The organism is Jiangella sp. DSM 45060, assembly GCF_900105175.1.
Lineage (GTDB): Bacteria > Actinomycetota > Actinomycetes > Jiangellales > Jiangellaceae > Jiangella.
On the sequence record NZ_LT629771.1, the window covers coordinates 79,601 to 96,823 of the forward strand.

Sequence of the window (17,223 nt, forward strand, 5' to 3'; positions counted from 1 at the left end):
CCCTGGTTGACCACGCTCATCGCGCTGCCGGCGCTCGGGGCGGTGCTCACCGCCCTGGTGCCGTCCGGGCGGGGCACGCTCGCCAAGCAGGTCGCGACCGGTTTCGCGGTGCTGACGCTGGTCGTCGGCGCGCTGATCAGCATCCAGTTCCTGTTCGACGTCGACATGGGCGTCGAGTCGGAGACCTACGAGTGGATCCCCGAGTTCGGGGCCTCGTGGGCGCTGGACATCCACGGCATCAGCCTCGCGCTGGTCGCGCTGACGGTGCTGGCGACGCCGATCGTCGCGCTGGCCATGTGGCACGAGGCCGAGGAGGAGAAGCGCGACCCGAAGGCGTTCTTCGCGCTGCTGCTGTCGGTCGAGGCGCTGACGCTGACCGCGTTCCTCTCGCAGGACGTGCTGCTGTTCTACGTCGTCTTCGAGGCGATGCTGATCCCGCTGTACTTCATGATCGGCATGTACGGCGGCCCGCAGCGCCGCTACGCCGCGGTGAAGTTCCTGCTGTACAACCTGGTCGGCGGGCTGGCCATGCTGGCCGCCGTCATCGGGCTGTACGTGCAGTCCGTCGACGCCGGCAACCCGTCGTTCTACCTGCCCGACCTCGTCGCGCTGGACATCGACACCACCACCCAGTGGTGGCTGTTCATCGGGTTCATGTTGGCGTTCGCGATCAAGGCGCCGCTGTGGCCGTTCCACACCTGGCTGCCCGACGCCGCGGCCGAGGCGACGCCGGCGAACGCGGCGTTCCTGTCCGGCGTCGCCGACAAGGTCGGCACCTACGGCATGATCGCGCTGGTGCTGCCGCTGTTCCCGGACGCGTCGCGCGAGGCCGCACCGGTCATCGTCGTGCTGGCCGTCATCAGCATCATCTACGGCGCGCTGCTGGCCATCGGCCAGACCGACATGAAGCGGCTGATCGGCTACACGTCGATCTCGCACTTCGGCTTCATCGTGCTGGGCATCTTCGCGCTGACCGGCCAGGCCGCCACCGGCGCGACGTTCTACATGGTCAACCACGGCCTCTCGACCATCGCGCTGTTCGTCGTCGTCGGCTTCCTCATCAGCCGGCGCGGGTCGCGGCAGGTCGACGACTTCGGCGGCGTGCAGAAGCCGGCGCCGAAGCTGGCCGGGGTGTTCCTCTTCGCCGGGCTGTCCGGGCTGGCGCTGCCGCCGCTGTCGACGTTCCTGTCGGAGTTCCTGGTCATCTCCGGGACGTTCCTGCGGTACCGGCCGGCCGCGATCGTCGCGACGCTGGGCATCGTGCTGTCCGCGCTCTACATCCTGTGGCTCTACCAGCGCACCATGACCGGCCCGGTGCGTCCGGCCGTCGAGGGCATGCCCGACCTGCGCACCCGCGAGGTCGCCGTCGTCGCCCCGCTGCTGGCGCTGCTGCTGGTGGTCGGGTTCTTCCCGAAGCCGCTCACCGACGCGATCGACGAGGCGGTCCAGCCGACGCTCGTCGAGGTCGACGTCGACCAACCCGAGCCGCTGGCTCCCGTCGCTGAACACGTCGAGGAAGGGACTGGCCGGTGAACGCCCCGACCATCGAGTACGCGGAGCTGGCGCCGCTCATCACGATCTTCGGCGCCGCCGTCGTCGGCGTCCTGATCGAGGCGTTCGTCCCGCGGAAGGTGCGGCACCCGATCCAGGTCGGGGTGGCGCTGCTCGCGCTGGTGGCCGCGCTGGTCCAGGTGATCCTGCTGGCCGGCACCGACATGGTCGCCGCCGTCGGCGCGGTCGCCATCGACGGCCCGGCGCTGTTCCTGCAGGGCACCATCCTCGTGCTGGCCATCATCAGCGTGGGGTTCTTCGCCGAGCGGCGGCTCGAGGCCGGCGGCGACGCGTTCGCCCCCGCCGCGGCGTCGCTGCCGGGCAGCGAGGACGAGCGGGTCCTCGTCCGCGAGCGGCGGCTGCAGACCGAGGTCTACCCGCTGGCGCTGTTCGCCGTCGGCGGCATGCTGCTGTTCCCGGCCGCGAACGACCTGCTGATGCTGTTCATCGCGCTCGAGGTCATGTCGCTGCCGCTGTACCTGCTGTGCGGCATGGCCCGCCGTCGTCGGCTGCTCTCGCAGGAGGCGGCGCTCAAGTACTTCCTGCTCGGTGCATTCTCGTCGGCGATCTTCCTGTTCGGCATGGCGTTCGTGTACGGCTACGCCGGCACGCTGCGCTTCGGTGAGATCTCTGAGGCGCTGACGGCGAACATCGGCCAGGACGGCATCCTGCTGGCCGGCGTCGGGCTGATGGCCGTTGGCCTGCTGTTCAAGGTCGGCGCGGTGCCGTTCCACTCGTGGACGCCTGACGTCTACCAGGGCGCGCCGACCCCCATCACCGGGTTCATGGCGGCGTGCACCAAGCTGGCCGCGTTCGGCGCGCTGGTGCGGCTGTTCTACGTCGCGTTCGGCGGGCTGCGCACCGACTGGCAGCCGATGCTGTGGGCCGTCGCGATCGCCACCATGCTGGTCGGCGCCGTCGTCGCCCTGACGCAGACCGACATCAAGCGGATGCTGGCCTACTCGTCCATCGCGCACGCCGGCTTCGTGCTGACCGCGATGGTGGCGGCCGACTCGTCGGCCACCGCGGCGATCCTGTTCTACCTGGCCACCTACGGCATCTCGACGCTCGGCGCGTTCGCCGTCGTCACGCTGGTCCGCGACTCCGGCGGCGAGGCCACCCACCTGGCCAAGTGGGCCGGGCTGGGCCGGCGCTCGCCGGTGCTGGCGGCGACGTTCGCGCTGTTCCTGCTGGCCTTCGCCGGGATCCCGCTCACCAGCGGCTTCGTCGGCAAGCTGACGGTGTTCACGGCGGCCATCGACGGCGGCGCCGCGCCGCTGGTCGTGGTCGGCGTCATCGCCAGCGCCGTGGCGGCGTTCTTCTACGTGCGGGTGATCGTGCTGATGTTCTTCAGCGACCCCGCGCCGGAGGGCCCGACCGTCGCGGTGCCGAGCCTGTGGACGGCCGTCGGCATCACCGTGGGCGCGGCGGCGACGCTGCTGCTGGGCATCGTGCCCGGTCCGCTGCTGGACCTGGCCCAGCAGGCGTCCATCTTCGTTCGTTAGAGTGGATGCTCCTGCTGGGTGAACGGGCCCGGCTGAGCGGGGAGGGGCCGGGTTGAGCAGCGGTCTGGGCATACCGTCGGTGGACGGCGCACTCGAAGCGTCCATCAGCGCCGCCCTCGACGACGTCGAGGCGCGGCTGCTGGCGGCGGTGAAGACCGACGACGCCATGCTCAGCGAGAGCTCGCGGCACCTCGCGCAGGCCGGTGGCAAGCGGTTCCGGCCCATGCTCACGCTGCTGGCGGCCGGCTTCGGCGACATCGACGCCCCGAAGGTCGTGCCGGCCGCCGTCGTGGTCGAACTGACCCACGTCGGCACGCTCTATCACGACGACGTCATGGACGAAGCGCAGCTGCGGCGCGGCGCCGAGAGCGCCAACGCGCGCTGGGGCAACAGCGTCGCCATCCTCACCGGCGACTACCTGTTCGCCTGCGCCTCCGACCTCCTGGCCGACCTCGGGCCCGAGTCGGTACGCATCCAGGCGCGCACGTTCCAGCGCCTGGTGCACGGCCAGCTGCACGAGACGCTCGGCCCGCGCGACGGCGAAGACCCCGTCGCGCACTATCTCTCCGTGCTGTCCGACAAGACGGCCTCCCTCATCGCCGCGTCCACCCGGCTGGGCGCACTGCACGCCGGCGTCGACCCGTCGCAGGTCGAGGTGCTGGGCCAGTTCGGCGAGCGCATCGGCATGGCGTTCCAGCTCGCCGACGATCTCCTCGACATCGCCGGCTCCGAGCGGCTGTCCGGCAAGACGCCCGGCACCGACCTCCGCGAGGGCGTCGCCACGCTGCCCGTTCTCTACGCCCGCCGGGCCGCCCGGCCGGGTGACGAGCGGCTGCTGTCGCTGATCTCGGGCCCCGTGGTCGACGACGCCGACCACGCGGAGGCGCTCGAGCTGCTGCGGGCCCACCCCGCCATGGCCGAGGCGTCCGCCGACGTCCGCCGCTGGGCCGACGACGCCCGGGCGTCGCTGGCGGCGCTGCCGGACCTTCCGGCCCGCGCCGCCCTGCACGCCCTCTGCGACACCGTCGTCACCCGGATGTCCTAGGCGGTCCTCGCCAGCACCCCTGCCGGTGGCGGCGGGATGCGCTGGATGCGGCACACGTACCCGCCCGTCGCCGGCATCCAGCCGCCGAGGCGTTCGAAGCCGAGCCGCCGCAGCGTCACGTCCCAGCCGCGGGTACCGACGGTGCCGTAGGGGAGCGGGCGGTTGGTGATGGTGTGGCCGTCCTGGTCGGTGATGACGATCTCGTCCAGCAGCCGTGCCGGCGGGCGGCTCCACAACAGCCACCCTGTGTAGGTCTCGTCGCGCATGTGATGACTTTAGGTGGCACTGTAGACCTTTGTATAGCTCAGCGTCTTTGTGCAGGTCAGCAGAGCTTCTATCGTGGAGCGCATGGGTGACGTACCGGAGTTCCGGCCGCAGGGCCACGAACTGCTCTACGTCGCCATCGCCGACCACGTCGCCGCCCGCATCGACGCCGGCGAGCTCCAGCCCGGCGCGCGGCTCACGCCCGAGCGCGAACTCGCCGTCGAGTACGGCGTCGCCTACCTCACCGTGCGGCGGGCCATGGTGGAGCTGCGCGAGCGTGGCCGCATCCTCACCGTCCACGGCAAGGGCACCTTCGTCGCCCCCGACCAGCCCACCACTGACGACGCCTGACCATGATCATCCAGGATTCGTGGGGCCATCACCCGCTGAATCCTGGATGATCATGGACGCAGTGCGGGGTCGAGGACCAGCCGGTCCACCGCCGCCCGCCGCGCCTGCCGTCGGCGCACCAGCACCTCGGCGGTGAGGACGACGAGCGCCGTCCAGATGAGGGCGAACCCGAACCACCGCACCGGGGGCACCGTCTCGCCGTAGACCGCGACCCCCAGCAGGAACTGCAGGCTCGGCGTCAGATACTGCAGCGTCCCCAGCGTGGTCAGCGGCACCCGCACCGCGGCCGCGCCGAAGAACAGCAGCGGCACCGCCGTCACCACCCCGCAGCCGGCCAGCAGCAGCGTCATGCCCCAGCCGGCCGTGCCGAAGTCGCCGGTGCCACGTGCCGCCAGCAGCACCAGGTAGCCCAGCGCGGGCAGGAACAGCACCGCCGTCTCGACCGCCAGGCTCTCGACGGCGTCGACGCCGGCCTTCTTCTTGACCAGGCCGTAGGTGGCGAACGAGAAAGCGAGGCTCAGTGCGATCCAGGGCGGCCGCCCGTAGTCGACGGTGAGGACGATGACGGCGACGCCGGCCAGGCCGAGCGCCGCCCACTGCAGCCGGCGGAGCCGCTCGCCGAAGACGAGGACGCCGAGCACCACCGTCACCAGCGGGTTGATGAAGTAGCCGAGTGACGTCTCGACGATGTGGTCGTTGTTGACCGCCCAGATGTACACGCCCCAGTTGGCGCAGATGAGCAGCGCCGCCAGCGTCAGCAGGCCGTAGGCCCGCCGCCCCAGCGTCCGCAGTTTGCCGAGGTTGCGCACCACGGCGAGCAGCCCGAGCACCAGCACCAGCGACCACACGACCCGGTGCGCCAGGATCTCCGCCGCGCCGGTGTCTTCCAGCAGCTTGATGTACAGCGGGAAGATGCCCCACAGCGCGTACGCGCCGAAGCCGTACAGCAGACCGGGCCGGGAGGTGCTCACCAACGCATGCTAGTGGGCTGCCAGCAATCACTGCATGGTTGGCTCATGACGCGAGACGCGGGTTGTCGGTGCCCGCCCGTAGGGTGGGCCCCACCCGGGCCGGGAGAGGACTGCCGTACCTCGCGAAACGAGCCGGCTCAGCCGACCGTCCAGGCGTCCTTGCCGCGCAACAGCGACTGGAGGTCGCCCTCGCCCTGCTTGGCCGCGGCCTCGTCCAACTGCTCGGCCATGAGGTCGCCGTACGCCGGCCGCTCGACCTGGCGGAAGATGCCGACGGGGCTGCGGGCCAGCGTGCCGGGGTCGGCCAGCCGCGACAGCGCGAACGCCTGGGTGGGGTCGTCGGCCGTGGCGTCGTGGACGATGACGCCGGGGTCGTCGCCCGCGCACACCTCCAGCGAACCGGTCGACGGGTTGCGGCGCACGCCCAGCTGCCCGTCGGCGCCGAAGCGCACCGGCTCGCCGTGCGTCAGCCGGATGAGCACATCGTCGCTGCTCTCGCGGTTCTTCAGGATCTCGAACGCGCCGTCGTTGAAGATGTTGCAGTTCTGGTAGATCTCGACCAGCGACGTGCCGCGGTGCGCCGCCGCGGCCGACAGCACCGACGTGAGGTGCTTGCGGTCGGAGTCGATCGTCCGGGCGACGAACGTGGCCTCGGCGCCCAGCGCCAGCGACACCGGGTTGAACGGCGCCTCCAGCGACCCCATGGGCGTCGACTTGGTGACCTTGCCCTGCTCGCTGGTGGGCGAGTACTGGCCCTTCGTCAGCCCGTAGATGCGGTTGTTGAACAGCAGGATCGTCAGGTTGACGTTGCGGCGCAGGGCGTGGATCAGGTGGTTGCCGCCGATCGACAGCGCGTCGCCGTCGCCGGTGATGACCCAGACGGAGAGGTCGGGACGCGACGCCGCCAGACCGGTCGCGATGGCCGGCGCACGGCCGTGGATCGAGTGCATCCCGTAGGTGTTCATGTAGTACGGGAAGCGCGAGGAGCAGCCGATGCCGGAGACGAAGACGATGTTCTCGCGGGCCAGCCCGAGGTCGGGCAGGAAGCCCTGGACGGCCGCCAGCACGGCGTAGTCGCCGCAGCCGGGGCACCAGCGGACCTCCTGGTCGCTGGTGAAGTCCTTCTTCGTCTGCTTGACGTCCGTGGTGGGCACCCCGGCGAGGCCGGGCAGGCCCAGTTCGACGGGTGCGGTCACAGCGCACCCACCTCCTCCATGATCACGTCGGCCAGCTCTTCGGCCTTGAACGGCAGCCCGCGCACCTGGTTGTACCCGACGACGTCGACGAGGTACTTGCCGCGCAGCAGCAGGGCGAGCTGACCGAGGTTCATCTCCGGCACCAGCACGCGGTCGTAGGACCGCAGCACGTCGCCGGTGTTGGCGGGCATCGGGTTGAGGTGGCGCAGGTGCGCCTGGGCCACCTGGTGGCCGGCCTTGCGGGCCCGCCGGACCGCCGCGCCGATGGGCCCGTACGTCGACCCCCAGCCGAGCACGAGCAGCCGGGCCGCGCCGCTGGGGTCCTCGACGTCGAGGCCGGGGACGCCGGCGATGCCGTCGACCTTCGCCTGGCGCAGCCGCACCATGCGGTCGTGGTTGTTGGGGTCGTACGAGATGGTGCCGGGGCCGTCGAGCTTCTCGATGCCGCCGATGCGGTGCTCGAGGCCGGGCGTGCCGGGGACGGCCCACGGCCGGGCCAGCGTCTCGGGGTCGCGCAGGTACGGCCAGAACTCCCGCTCGCCCTCGCCGTCGTGGTTGAGCTCGGTGGCGAAATCCGGGTGGATGGTCGGCAGCGACTCGACGTCGGGCACGTGCCAGGGCTCGGAGCCGTTGGCGAGGTAGCCGTCGGAGAGCAGGAACACCGGGGTGCGGTACGTGACGGCGATGCGCACGGCCTCGATGGCGGCGTGGAAGCAGTCGGACGGCGACGACGCGGCCACCACCGGCACCGGCGACTCGCCGTTGCGGCCGTACAGCACCTGCAGGAGGTCGGCCTGCTCGGTCTTCGTGGGCATACCGGTCGACGGCCCGCCGCGCTGCACGTCGACGATGACCAACGGCAACTCCAGCGACACCGCCAGGCCGACGGTCTCGCCCTTCAGCGCGACGCCGGGGCCGGACGTCGTCGTGACGCCGAGCGCGCCGCCGAACGACGCGCCCAGCGCGGCGCCGATGGCCGCGACCTCGTCCTCGGCCTGGAACGTGCGCACGCCGAACCGCTTGTGCTTGGACAGCTCGTGCAGGATGTCGGAAGCCGGGGTGATCGGGTACGAGCCCAGGAACAGCGGCAGCCCCGACTGCCGCGCGGCCGCGATGAGGCCGTACGACAGCGCGAGGTTGCCGGTGATGTTGCGGTACGTGCCGGCCGGCATGGCGGCCGGCTTGACCTGGTACGAGACCGCGAAGTCCTCGGTGGTCTCGCCGTAGTTCCAGCCCGCCTTGAGCGCGGCGATGTTGGCGTCGCGGATGGTCTCGCGATTCGCGAACTTCTCCCGCAGGAACGTCACCGTGCCGTCGATGGAGCGTCCGTACATCCAGGACAGCAGCCCGAGCGCGAACATGTTCTTCGAGCGCGAGGCGTCCTTGCGGGACAGGTCGAACGGCGCCAGCGCCTCCATGGTGATGCCGGAGAGGTCGAGCGCGTGCACCTTGTAGGCGCTGAGGGTGTTGTCCTCGAGCGGGTTGGTGGTCCAGCCGATCTTCTTCAGCGCCCGCGGGGTGAAGTCGCCGGTGTCGACGATGATCGTGGCGCCCTTGGGGACGTCGGGCAGGTTCGCCTTCAACGCCGCCGGGTTCATCGCCACCAGCACGTCGGGCGCGTCGCCGGGCGTGAGGATGTCGTAGTTGGCGAAGTGCAGCTGGAAGCTGGAGACGCCGGGGAGCGTGCCGGCGGGCGCGCGGATCTCGGCAGGGAAGTTCGGCAGTGTGGAGAGATCGTTCCCGAAGGAGGCGGTCTCGGCGGTGAACCGGTCTCCGGTCAGCTGCATTCCGTCACCGGAGTCGCCAGCAAAGCGGATCACCACACGGTCGAGCTCGCGTACGTGCTTCACCGTCACCGGTGTCGACGCCTCCTTCAGACGTTCGGTGTCTCCGGGGTGTCCCGGCTCGAATCCCGACCATCCATGCTACGGCGACTTTCCACAGGAGCCGTCCCAGCGTCCGAAGCGTGAGAGATGACACGTCCCCGGCAGCTCTCGACCGACAGGACATCTGAGCGTAATCTCTACGGTCACCATCGCAGCACCCGGATCAGTTCGGAGGTCGTCATGGTCGACACCGTCCGCACCGAGCCCACCCAGCCCCGGCGCCGTCCTCCGCTCAGATCGATCGTGATCTGGGCGCTGGTCGCCGCCGTGGGCGCCGTCGCCTGGGGTGTCGTCGCGCTGACCCGCGGCGAGGAGATCTCGGCGCTGTGGCTGCTGGCAGCCGCCCTGGGCTCGTACGCCATCGCCTACCGGTTCTACGCCCGGTTCATCGCCCGCCGCGTGCTGAAGGTCGACGACACCCGCGCGACGCCGGCCGAGACGCTGCGCAACGACACCGACTACCAGCCGACCGACCGGCGCGTGCTGTTCGGTCACCACTTCGCCGCCATCGCCGGCGCCGGCCCGCTCGTCGGCCCGGTGCTCGCCGCACAGATGGGCTACCTGCCCGGCACCCTCTGGATCGTCGTAGGGGTGATTTTCGCCGGCGCCGTGCAGGACATGGTCGTGCTGTTCTTCTCGATGCGGCGCAACGGCAAGAGCCTGGGCCAGATGGCGCGCGAGGAGATCGGCGTCGTCGGCGGCGTGGCGGCGTTGGTCGGCGTCTTCACGATCATGATCATCCTGCTCGCCGTGCTGGCGCTGGTGGTCGTCAACGCGCTGGCGCACTCGGCGTGGGGCACCTTCTCCATCGCGATGACCATCCCGATCGCGCTGTTCATGGGGTTCTACCTGCGTTCGCTGCGGCCCGGCCGGGTGATCGAGACCAGCATCATCGGCGTCGGGCTGCTGTTGCTGGCGATCGTCGGCGGCGGCTGGGTCCAGGACTCCAGCTGGGCCGACACCTTCACGCTGTCGCCCGAGACGCTGGTGTGGGCGCTGATCATCTACGGCTTCGTCGCGTCGGTGCTGCCGGTGTGGATGCTGCTGGCGCCGCGCGACTACCTGTCGACGTTCATGAAGATCGGGACGATCATCCTGCTCGCCGTCGGGCTGCTGCTGGCCCGGCCGGTGCTGCAGAACGAGGCGATCACCGACTTCGCCTCCCGCGGCGACGGCCCGGTCTTCGCCGGCTCGCTGTTCCCGTTCGTGTTCATCACCATCGCCTGCGGCGCGCTCTCCGGCTTCCACGCGCTGATCGCCTCCGGCACCACGCCGAAGCTGATCGAGAAGGAGTCGCAGGTCCGGATGATCGGCTACGGCGGCATGCTGATGGAGTCGTTCGTCGCCATCAGCGCCCTCATCGCCGCGTCCGTCATCGACCCCGGCCTCTACTATGCGATGAACGCGCCGGCCGGCTTCCTGGGCGATTCGCTGGAATCGGCGTCACAGGCCGTCGCGAGTCTCGGCTTCTCGATCACGCCCGACCAACTGGCCGCCGCGGCCGCCTCCGTGGAGGAGTCGACGCTGGTGGCCCGCACCGGCGGCGCCCCCACGCTCGCCGTCGGCATGTCGCAGATCTTCTCCGACGGGTTCGGCGCCGGCGGGCAGGCGTTCTGGTACCACTTCGCGATCATGTTCGAGGCGCTGTTCATCCTGACGACGGTCGACGCCGGCACCCGGGTCGGGCGGTTCATGCTGCAGGACACCCTCGGCAACGTGTGGAAGCCGATGCGCGACGTGTCGTGGAAGCCGGGGCTGTGGCTGACCAGCGCGGTCGTCGTCGCGGCGTGGGGGTACTTCCTGTACGCCGGCGTCACCGACCCGCTCGGCGGCATCAACCAGCTGTTCCCGCTGTTCGGCATCGCCAACCAGCTGCTCGCCGCCATCGCGCTGACCGTCGCGACGACGATCCTGATCAAGTCGGGACGGCTGAAGTGGGCGTGGGTGACGGGCATCCCGCTGGCCTGGGACGCCGCGGTCACGCTGACGGCCAGCTGGCAGAAGGTGTTCTCCGACGACCCCACGCTCGGGTTCTTCGCCCAGCGCGATCGGTTCTCCGAGGCGCTGGACAACGGCGAGGTGCTGCCGCCGGCGAGGTCGCTGGACGACATGGAGCAGGTGGTGACGAACTCCACCGTCGACGGCGTGCTGGCGGCGTTCTTCGCGCTGCTGGTCGTGATCATCATCGCCGACGCCGCCAGGGTGTGCGTCAAGGCGCTGCGCACCCCGTCCGCCGCCACCAGCACCGAGGCGCCGTACGTGCGGTCGACGATGGTGGCGCCGTCCGGGCTGATCCCGACCCGGGCCGAACGCGAACTGATGGCCGCCGCGTCCCACGGCGACCGGGAGGGTGACGGGTGAGCGCCGTGCTGGCCGTGGTCGGGCGCGCCGCCGCGGGCGTGTGGTGGTACCTGCGTGAGGTCAGCGGGGAGACCGCCTACGATCGCTACGTCGAGCACTGCCGACGGCACGACGCGGGGGCACGGGTGCTGTCGAGGCGCGAGTTCGAGCGTCGCCGGCAGGACGACCGCGACCGGTCGCCGCAGCAACGCTGCTGCTGAGGAACCCGGCCGGTTCACCGCGCGTTCATCCCCAGGGGCGCCGTGCTCGTGGTGACGGGCGCCGAGAGGTGGACGTGCAACGCAATCGTGTGAAGGCCGTGCTGCTGCTGGCGGGGCTGTCGGGCCTGGCCCTGCTGGCCGGCTCGTGGCTGGGCCCGGCCGGCCTGTTCGTGGCGGCGGTCGTCGTCGTGGGCCTGAACTGCTACGTGGTGCTGCGTTCCGACGCCATCGCGCTGCGGGCCATGCGCGCCTACCCCGTCAGCGAAGCCGAGCAGCCCGTCCTGCACCGAGTCGTGCGGGAGCTGACGGCGCGGGCGCGGGTGCCGATGCCGCGCCTGTACGTCAGCCCCACCCGCGCCGTGAACGCGTTCGCCACCGGCCGCGACCCCGCCCATGCCGCCGTCTGCTGCACCGAGGGCATCCTCGACCTCCTCGACGAGCGTGAGCTGCGCGCCGTCATCGGGCACGAGCTGGCGCACGTCCGGCGCGGCGACACCGTCGTCTCGTCCACCGCGGGCGCCGTCGCCAGCGTCGTCATGGTCGCCGCCGGCGGGCGGGCCGGCCCGGTGGGGCGGGCGCTGCTGACGGTGCTCGGCCCGGTGGCCGCCGTGGTCGTCCGCGCCACCGTCACCCCGTCGCGCGAGTACGAGGCCGACGCCGAGGCCAGCCGCATCACCGGCGACCCCCTCGGCCTGGCCGCCGCCCTGCGCAAGCTCGACGCCAGCACCCGGCGGCTGGTGCTGCCGCCCGAGCGCGACATCGTCGCCACCAGCCACCTGATGATCGCCAGCCCGCTGCAGCAGACAGGCATCGCCAAGCTGTTCGCCTCGCACCCGCCCATGGCGGAGCGGGTCGCCCGGCTGGAGCAACGAGCCGGCTACCGCCGCTGACCGCCCGCTACGATCGACCGCGACAACGATCACGGCCCGGCCAGGCAGGAGATCGCGCCGGTGCCGCAGCACGCGTTCGTCGACGAGTCATTCTCCGGCGACTACCTCGTCGCGGCTGTCCTCGTTCCTGCGAGGAGCGTGAATGCGGCGCGAGCATCGCTGCGCGGGGTGCTGCGTCCTGGTCAGCGGCGCATCCACTTCAAGGACGAGCGGCCGCCTCGCAAGGACCGGGTGCTCTCGGTCATCGACCGCCTCGAGGTCACGGCGAGGGTGTATGTGACCGCGAACGAGCGGAAAGCCCGCGGTGTGTGTCTGGAGCGCATGGTGCCGGACCTCGTGGCCGCCCGAGTGTCCCGGCTGGTGCTGGAGCGCGACGAGTCGCTGGCGCGCTTCGATCGGCAGGTGCTTGCCCGGCTGACCCGGGTGCACTGTCCCGACCTGTCTACGAGCACCAGCGCGCTCATAGCGACCTGTTGCTGTGCCTGCCCGACGCGATCGCGTGGTGCTGGGCGAAGGGCGGGCGATGGCGCGAACGGGTGGCCGGGCGCACCACCGAGATACGGGTGTAGGAAGCGCGAAACCCCGCTCACCAGTCGTCCGGCTGGCTGCGGGGCTCACTTCCCACGGGCTACTGCCCTGGCACTCATAGGCTACGGCCTCGGGCGGGACAAATCCAGTCCGGCGCAGCCGAAAACGACCGAGCCCGGCCCGTGCGCGGCGCACGGACCGGGCGGCGGTCCCGGTCAGTCCTCGACGGCGGCGGAACCGAGGTCGGGGTTGTCGGTGAAGAAGCCGTCCATGCCGGCCTCCAGGAACACCCGGATCTCGCCCTCGACGTCGCCGACGGCGTTGGGGTCGGCGGAGGAGCGGAACTCGGCCGGGAGGAACTGGTTTTCCCGGCGGAAGGTCCAGCCGTGCACCTCGAGCCCGGCCCGGTGCGCGTCGCCGATGACCGGGGTCGGCTGACCCAGGGTGCCCGAAGCGGTGCGCGGGATCATGACGTTCTTCTCCAGGCCGACGCCGTCGGCGTAGCGGGCGATCGCGCGCAGACCGTCCGCCGTCGCGAGGTCGGCGTAGGTGCGCGGGTCACCGGCGGCGACGAGGTCGTACGGTGCGCCGCTGGAGCTGATCAGCTGGGCCAGCGGCACGTCGGTCATGCCGTCCAGCTCCTTCAGGTTGCCGGTCTCGAACGACTGCAGGATGACCGCTGCGTTCCGGTGGTCCAGCCCGTTCGCCCGCAGCTGCGCGACCAGCGGCTCCTCCAGCGACAGCCCGATCGAGTCGAAGTACGTCGGGTGCTTCGTCTCCGGGTAGACGCCGACCGGCTGCCCGTCGCAGGTGCGGGACGTGCGGGCGAGGTCGAGCACCTCGTCGAGCGTCGGGACCTGGTAGAGCCCGTCGAACGCGGTGTTGGCCGGACGGGTCGCCGGGATGCGCTCCTTCGCCCGCAGCGTGCGCAGCTCGGCGAGGGTGAAGTCCTCGGTGAACCAGCCGGTGACGCCGACGCCGTCGATCACCTTGGTGGTGCGGCGCCCGGCGAACTCCGGGTGGGCCGCGACGTCGGTGGTGCCGCCGATCTCGTTCTCGTGCCGGGCCACCAGCACGCCGTCCTTCGTCGAGACGAGGTCGGGCTCGATGTAGTCGGCGCACTGCAGGATCGCGGTCTCGTACGCGGCCAGCGTGTGCTCCGGCCGGTACCCCGACGCGCCGCGGTGTCCGACGACCGTGACGCCGTCGTCGGAGGGCCGCGACGGGCGCAGGTCGACGATCGCCAGCTCGGTGTCGTCGGGGGAGCCGGTGACGCGCGCGTCGTTGCCCGGATAGTTGTTGTCGTTGCCGATCAGCATGCGGCCGTCCTTCAGCCGCAGCACGGTCTCGAACGACTGCACCGGCAGCGCGTAGGTGTCGCCCAGGCCGTAGCCCTCGCCGGCGTCGATGCCCAGCGGGTTGTCGATGCGCAGCGCGTCGAGCACCAGCGTCTTGCGGACGTAGCCGTCGCGGTCGCGGCGGTTGAGGTCGATCTCGTAGACGCGCTTGACGACGGACTGGCCGCCCTCGAAGTCGTCGCGCTCGATGATCCAGAACTTCCCGCGGCCGACGGTGAACGCGTCACCGATGACGTTGGCCTCCTGGTGCGTCTGGTAGCTCCAGGTCCGGCCGGTGTAGCGGTCCCGGCGGGTGTCGAACTCGTGGATCTCGCGACGCCGCTGGTCGGGGTCGTTCGTGTAGGCGCCCTCGACGATCGGGTAGAGGTAGCGACCGTCGGGCGAGGCGGCCATCGCCTCGAACCCGCGGCTGGACCGCACCAGCGGCGTCTCGCCCGGCGCGAGATACGGGCTCTGCGGCGACTTCAGCCCGCCCGGGAGCGGGACCGGCGGCTCCAGCAGCGTGCCGTCGGCGGCGAAGTGCAGGATGAACGGACCGAACTCCTCGCCCACCCAGAACGTGCCGTCCTTGGCCAGCACGACGGACTCGATGTCGAAGTCGGCGCCGGTGAGCAGCCGGTCCGGCGTCGACTCGTGGACGATCGGGAAGTCCAGGACGTGGTTGCGGTCGTTGTACGAGATGAACCGCTCGACCTCGATCTGCCCCGAGCCGGATCCCTCGGAGCCGGTGTTCCAGTCCGGCCGCATCAGGTAGTTGCGCAGCAGGAAGTCGGCCGAGTTGCCCTTCGAGCCGAACCCGTTGTCGGGCTGCGTCCAGAACGTGCCGTCGCCGTTGTCGACCATGGCCGAGAAGCCCGGGATGACCTGGCCGTCCCACGGGCCCTGGCGCCCGTTCGCCGGCGACGCCAGGGCGCCCGAGGGCGGCCCTTCGGCCAGGTAGTCGGCCGACAGCGTGGCCCGGCCCTCGAGGACGGGGTGCGTGACGGAGCCGCGGCCGGGCGGCTCGTGGTCTCCGGCGGCCGCGGCTGCCGGGAGCAGCAGGGTCGCGGCGACGGCGGCCGCGACGGAACGCGCGAGTGGAGTTCTCATCCGCCGATCACAACCGCGCCCTGCGACGACGACGCGACGTCGTCGTGAACGCCGCCCGGCGCACGGCCGAAGTCCCCGCGAACGGCCGCGTCACGTCAGGTGCCTGACGAAGAACCGGTCGCCGTCGTCCCCCTCGTGCGACGGGACGCCGGTGTGCCCGCCCATGTTCGCGTGCAGCGTCTTCTCCTGGCTGCCGAAGGCGTCGAACAGGTCCAGCGCCTGCTGCCGGTCGTTGCCTTCGTCGTCCCACTGCAACAGCACCAGCAGCGGGATGGTGACCTGCCGGGCCTCCTCGACCATGGCACGGGGCACGTAGCTCCCGGCGAACAGCACGGCGGCCGCGATGCGTGGCTCGACCACCGCCAGCCGGACGCCGACGGAGATCACCCCGCCCGCGAACCCGACCGGGCCGCCGATCTCGGGCAGCGCCAGAAGAGCGTCCAGGGTGGCCCGCCACTCCGGGACCGACCGGTCCACCAGCGGGAGGACGAGCCGGTCGACGATCTCGTCGGCGACCGGCTCACCGGCGCGCACCGCTCGCCGCAGGTCGGCGCGGGCCCGCTCGGCGGCGGCGGAGCGGGGCCGGTCACCGCTCCCCGGCAGCTCGATGGTGGCCGCGGCGAAGCCCTGTGCCGCGCAGCGCCGGGCGCGGCCCACCAGCCGCGGGTACATCTGGCGCAGTCCGCCGGGATGGCCGAGCAGGATCAGCGGGGCCGGCGCGGGCGCCGATGCGGGCGTCCACAGGATGCCGGGGACCTCGCCGAGGGTGAACTCGCGCTCGACGACGCCGTCGTCGAGGCGGTGTTCGGAGGTGAATCGCATGGTCGTGCCTTTCGGGAGTGCGCGTGAACGGCGCTCCCGGACGACCTATCGCCCGACCGTGACCCCGGAGGGGAGCACCCATGTCGATACTGCGTTCACGGGTACCACCTCCTCGTTCGCTCGCACGGCCTCCCGAAGGCTAGCAGGCGCCACGCCCCCGTCAGCGGTAGTTGGTGAACTGGACGGCGAAGTCGAAGTCCTGCTCGCGCAGCATGGCCATGACGGCCTGGAGGTCGTTCTTGCTCTTCGAGGAGACCCGCACCTCGTCGCCCTGCACCTGCGTCTTGACGCCCTTGGGCGCGTCGTCGCGGATGGCCTTGGTGATCTTCTTCACCTGGTCCTGGTCGAGGCCGTCCTGCAGGGTGGCGTTGATCTTGTAGACGGTGCCGGACGCGCGCGGCTCGCCTGCGTCGAGCGCCTTCAGCGACACCTTGCGCTTGATCAGCTTGTCCTTGAAGACGTCGAGCACGGCGTTGACGCGGTCTTCGGCGGACGCCTCCATCTCGACGCCCAGTTCGCCCTGCCAGCGGATCGAGGCGCCGGTGCCACGGAAGTCGAACCGCTGCGAGATCTCCTTCGAGGCCTGGTTCAGCGCGTTGTCCACCTCCTGCCGGTCGACCTTGCTCACCACGTCGAACGACGACTCGCTAGCCACGACGGCTCCTTCTGGATCTCTCGAGCCCGAACCGATTGTCCGGCGCCCTCCGCACTGATGTATTCTCTCACCGGTCCCAGCCAATGGCGGGGAACCACCCGGCAGGTTGCCCGAGCGGCCAAAGGGAGCTGACTGTAAATCAGCCGGCACAGCCTACGCAGGTTCGAATCCTGCACCTGCCACGCCTCTCGAGGACAGTGAGCGAACGTCCCGGCCCAGCCGGTTCGGGACGTGAACTCCGCAGCCGAACGGCCGATTTCGCACCACGGCCCCAGGTTGTGTACCCTCAACTGGCGCACGCCCCAATAGCTCAGTCGGCAGAGCGTCTCCATGGTAAGGAGAAGGTCTACGGTTCGATTCCGTATTGGGGCTCTGGTGAGGCTGCGCCGTTTGCGCGGCGCCGACTCCCCTCGGCGGGGTAGCTCAGGTGGTTAGAGCAAACGGCTCATAATCGTTGTGTCGCGGGTTCGAATCCCGCCCCCGCTACCACCAGCCCGGCCGTCGCACCCGCACGATTGGGTGCGACACGACCAGGTCGGGTACCCTTGCAC

The 17,223-nt window shown here is 70.8% G+C and carries 14 protein-coding genes and 3 tRNA genes; 10 read left to right on the top strand and 7 right to left on the bottom strand.

Features of this window, described 5'->3' with window-relative positions:
• Positions 1 to 6: 6 nt before the first annotated feature.
• Genes BLU82_RS00415 through BLU82_RS00425 form a run of 3 tightly spaced genes read left to right on the top strand, consistent with a single transcriptional unit; the run spans position 7 to position 4,101 of the window.
• The gene (locus BLU82_RS00415) at positions 7 to 1,533 is read left to right on the top strand and encodes an NADH-quinone oxidoreductase subunit M (RefSeq protein ID WP_231947663.1); all 1,527 of its coding nucleotides are present in this window, start codon (positions 7 to 9) and stop codon (positions 1,531 to 1,533) included.
• The gene (gene nuoN, locus BLU82_RS00420; RefSeq protein ID WP_092614184.1) at positions 1,530 to 3,056 is read left to right on the top strand and encodes an NADH-quinone oxidoreductase subunit NuoN; all 1,527 of its coding nucleotides are present in this window, start codon (positions 1,530 to 1,532) and stop codon (positions 3,054 to 3,056) included. The genes BLU82_RS00415 and nuoN overlap by 4 nt, the downstream gene beginning before the upstream one ends.
• A 52-nt stretch (positions 3,057 to 3,108) precedes the next feature.
• Complete coding sequence (locus BLU82_RS00425) at positions 3,109 to 4,101, top strand: polyprenyl synthetase family protein (RefSeq protein ID WP_231947664.1); 993 nt, start codon at positions 3,109 to 3,111, stop codon at positions 4,099 to 4,101.
• Here BLU82_RS00425 and BLU82_RS00430 read toward each other — a convergent pair.
• On the bottom strand, positions 4,098 to 4,367 hold the full coding sequence (locus tag BLU82_RS00430) for a hypothetical protein (protein WP_069114879.1): 270 nt from the start codon (positions 4,365 to 4,367) through the stop codon (positions 4,098 to 4,100). The two genes, BLU82_RS00425 and BLU82_RS00430, sit on opposite strands and share 4 nt — an antisense overlap.
• An 82-nt stretch (positions 4,368 to 4,449) precedes the next feature.
• On the opposite strand from BLU82_RS00430, the gene BLU82_RS00435 reads away from it, so the two are divergent.
• Positions 4,450 to 4,716, top strand: a complete 267-nt coding sequence (locus BLU82_RS00435) for a winged helix-turn-helix domain-containing protein (protein ID WP_092614186.1) — start codon at positions 4,450 to 4,452, stop codon at positions 4,714 to 4,716.
• Between the two features lie 50 nt (positions 4,717 to 4,766).
• Here BLU82_RS00435 and rarD read toward each other — a convergent pair whose 3' ends face one another.
• From rarD to BLU82_RS00450, 3 genes are all read right to left on the bottom strand, one after another.
• Positions 4,767 to 5,687, bottom strand: coding sequence for an EamA family transporter RarD (rarD, locus tag BLU82_RS00440; protein ID WP_231947665.1), 921 nt, complete (start codon positions 5,685 to 5,687; stop codon positions 4,767 to 4,769).
• A gap of 137 nt (positions 5,688 to 5,824) precedes the next feature.
• On the bottom strand, positions 5,825 to 6,865 hold the full coding sequence (locus tag BLU82_RS00445) for a 2-oxoacid:ferredoxin oxidoreductase subunit beta (RefSeq protein WP_092625237.1): 1,041 nt from the start codon (positions 6,863 to 6,865) through the stop codon (positions 5,825 to 5,827).
• Positions 6,866 to 6,879: 14 nt separating this feature from the next.
• Positions 6,880 to 8,670, bottom strand: a complete 1,791-nt coding sequence (locus BLU82_RS00450) for a 2-oxoacid:acceptor oxidoreductase subunit alpha (RefSeq protein WP_092625239.1) — start codon at positions 8,668 to 8,670, stop codon at positions 6,880 to 6,882.
• 279 nt (positions 8,671 to 8,949) lie between these two features.
• Between BLU82_RS00450 and BLU82_RS00455 the strand changes: the two genes are divergently transcribed.
• The 3 genes from BLU82_RS00455 (at position 8,950) to BLU82_RS00465 (ending at position 12,220) form a co-directional block, all read left to right on the top strand.
• A complete protein-coding gene (locus BLU82_RS00455; RefSeq protein WP_092614191.1) occupies positions 8,950 to 11,130 on the top strand; it encodes a carbon starvation CstA family protein in 2,181 nt (726 codons plus the stop codon).
• A complete protein-coding gene (locus BLU82_RS00460) occupies positions 11,127 to 11,330 on the top strand; it encodes a YbdD/YjiX family protein (RefSeq protein WP_197682654.1) in 204 nt (67 codons plus the stop codon). Before BLU82_RS00455 ends, BLU82_RS00460 begins: the two co-directional genes overlap by 4 nt.
• 68 nt (positions 11,331 to 11,398) lie before the next feature.
• Positions 11,399 to 12,220, top strand: a complete 822-nt coding sequence (locus BLU82_RS00465) for a M48 family metalloprotease (protein WP_092614193.1) — start codon at positions 11,399 to 11,401, stop codon at positions 12,218 to 12,220.
• 743 nt (positions 12,221 to 12,963) lie between these two features.
• Here BLU82_RS00465 and BLU82_RS00470 read toward each other — a convergent pair.
• The 3 genes from BLU82_RS00470 to BLU82_RS00480 all read right to left on the bottom strand — a co-directional run bounded on the left by BLU82_RS00470 (position 12,964) and on the right by BLU82_RS00480 (position 16,672).
• Positions 12,964 to 15,195, bottom strand: coding sequence for an esterase-like activity of phytase family protein (locus BLU82_RS00470; protein ID WP_092614195.1), 2,232 nt, complete (start codon positions 15,193 to 15,195; stop codon positions 12,964 to 12,966).
• Between the two features lie 90 nt (positions 15,196 to 15,285).
• The gene (locus BLU82_RS00475) at positions 15,286 to 16,017 is read right to left on the bottom strand and encodes an alpha/beta hydrolase (RefSeq protein WP_092614197.1); all 732 of its coding nucleotides are present in this window, start codon (positions 16,015 to 16,017) and stop codon (positions 15,286 to 15,288) included.
• 160 nt (positions 16,018 to 16,177) lie between these two features.
• Positions 16,178 to 16,672: a YajQ family cyclic di-GMP-binding protein gene (locus BLU82_RS00480; protein ID WP_092614199.1), complete on the bottom strand. Its 495-nt coding sequence runs from the start codon at positions 16,670 to 16,672 to the stop codon at positions 16,178 to 16,180.
• Positions 16,673 to 16,772: 100 nt separating this feature from the next.
• Here BLU82_RS00480 and BLU82_RS00485 point away from each other — a divergent pair.
• The 3 genes from BLU82_RS00485 to BLU82_RS00495 all read left to right on the top strand — a co-directional run bounded on the left by BLU82_RS00485 (position 16,773) and on the right by BLU82_RS00495 (position 17,161).
• Positions 16,773 to 16,854: transfer RNA gene (locus BLU82_RS00485), tRNA-Tyr, on the top strand.
• A 117-nt stretch (positions 16,855 to 16,971) separates the two neighbouring features.
• Positions 16,972 to 17,044, top strand: a tRNA-Thr gene (locus BLU82_RS00490).
• A gap of 40 nt (positions 17,045 to 17,084) precedes the next feature.
• Positions 17,085 to 17,161 (top strand) — tRNA-Met (locus BLU82_RS00495).
• The last annotated feature ends 62 nt before the right edge of the window (positions 17,162 to 17,223 follow it).

What these genes read in the sequence shown, in the direction of transcription:
- BLU82_RS00470 (WP_092614195.1), bottom strand. Translation starts at nt 15,195, where the DNA reads ATGAGAACTCCACTCGCGCGTTCCGTCGCGGCCGCCGTCGCCGCGACC.
- BLU82_RS00455 (WP_092614191.1), top strand. Translation starts at nt 8,950, where the DNA reads ATGGTCGACACCGTCCGCACCGAGCCCACCCAGCCCCGGCGCCGTCCT.
- BLU82_RS00430 (WP_069114879.1), bottom strand. Translation starts at nt 4,367, where the DNA reads ATGCGCGACGAGACCTACACAGGGTGGCTGTTGTGGAGCCGCCCGCCG.
- BLU82_RS00435 (WP_092614186.1), top strand. Translation starts at nt 4,450, where the DNA reads ATGGGTGACGTACCGGAGTTCCGGCCGCAGGGCCACGAACTGCTCTAC.
- BLU82_RS00475 (WP_092614197.1), bottom strand. Translation starts at nt 16,017, where the DNA reads ATGCGATTCACCTCCGAACACCGCCTCGACGACGGCGTCGTCGAGCGC.
- BLU82_RS00450 (WP_092625239.1), bottom strand. Translation starts at nt 8,670, where the DNA reads ATGCAGCTGACCGGAGACCGGTTCACCGCCGAGACCGCCTCCTTCGGG.